The organism is Protofrankia sp. Cj3 (assembly GCF_917627355.1).
GTDB lineage: Bacteria > Actinomycetota > Actinomycetes > Frankiales > Frankiaceae > Protofrankia.
The window spans coordinates 8,728-9,902 of the sequence record NZ_CAKJTR010000174.1 but is presented as its reverse complement, the minus strand read 5'-3'; the positions used below and the strand labels follow the sequence as shown (position 1 = coordinate 9,902).

The window sequence follows — 1,175 nt, the reverse complement described above, 5'->3', positions numbered from 1 at the left end:
CCTCTACTGTGTACCGATGCTCGCCGTTGCCGCTGTATCCCAGAGCTCAGCCGACCCGTTGGCCGGGCTGGCCGTGGGCGAGCGCCCGGAACCGTCCGTCCCGGACGGCTGGACCACGGTGGCTGTCCGGGCCGCGGCGCTCAACCATCACGACCTGTTCAGCCTGCGTGGCGTAGGGCTGCCCGCGGACAGGCTGCCGATGATTCTGGGCTGTGACGCGGCCGGAGTGAGCGCGGACGGTGAAGACGTGATCGTCCACGCGGTCGTCGGTGACCCGGCCGCGGGCGGTGGCGACGAGACGCTTGACCCGCGGCGTTCGCTTCTCTCGGAGCTGTATCCGGGGACCCTGGCCGAGGTCGTGGCGGTGCCGCGGCGCAACCTCGTGCCCAAGCCGGCGTCGCTGTCGTTTGCGGAGGCCGCCTGCCTGCCGACCGCCTGGCTGACCGCTTACCGCATGATCGTCAACCGGGCCGGGCTGCCGTCTGCCGGCGGTGGCACCCTGCTGGTGCAGGGCGCGGGTGGTGGCGTGTCCACCGCCGCGATTATGATCGGGAAGGCTGCCGGTCATACCGTTTTCGTCACTTCGCGAGACGCGTCCAAACGCGCGCAGGCGATGAAGCTGGGTGCGGACGAGGTCTTCGAAGCCGGGGCGCGACTGCCGGTCAAGATGGATGCGGTCATCGAAACCGTTGGCGCGGCGACCTGGGAGCACTCGGTGCGGGCACTGCGACCGGGCGGCCGCATCGTCTGTGCCGGCGCGACGAGCGGCGCGAACCCGCCGGCCGAGCTGAACAGGATCTTCTTCCTGCAGCTGTCGGTGATCGGCTCTACCATGGGCACCCGCGACGAGCTGGCCGATCTCGCGACCTTGGTCGACCGGGCCGGGCTACGGCCACCTATAGCCGATGTCCGTCCGTTGGCGGACGCCCGCGCGTCGTTCGTGAAGCTGGTCCGCGGCGAGGTGTTCGGCAAACTCGTCCTGACCGTTTCCCCCCGGTAGCGCCTTCGGCACGTCTCGAGTGTCTCCAGCTCCCCGAAGCCAGGTATACGGCGTGTTTCGGGAACCGTCGTTCGATCAGGGAGCCGTCCAGGTGGCTGCTGGCACGGCCGCGGGCCACACCGATACCGGATGAGCTGTATCGGTGTGGCCCCGAGAACGCGGCCAAGCGTCGACC

The 1,175-nt window shown here is 69.6% G+C and carries 1 protein-coding gene; it reads left to right on the top strand.

Annotated elements, in window-relative coordinates:
• The first annotated feature begins 16 nt into the window (after positions 1-16).
• A complete protein-coding gene (locus tag MJ783_RS18910) occupies positions 17-1,000 on the top strand; it encodes a zinc-binding dehydrogenase (RefSeq protein WP_239312185.1) in 984 nt (327 codons plus the stop codon).
• Positions 1,001-1,175: the final 175 nt, after the last annotated feature.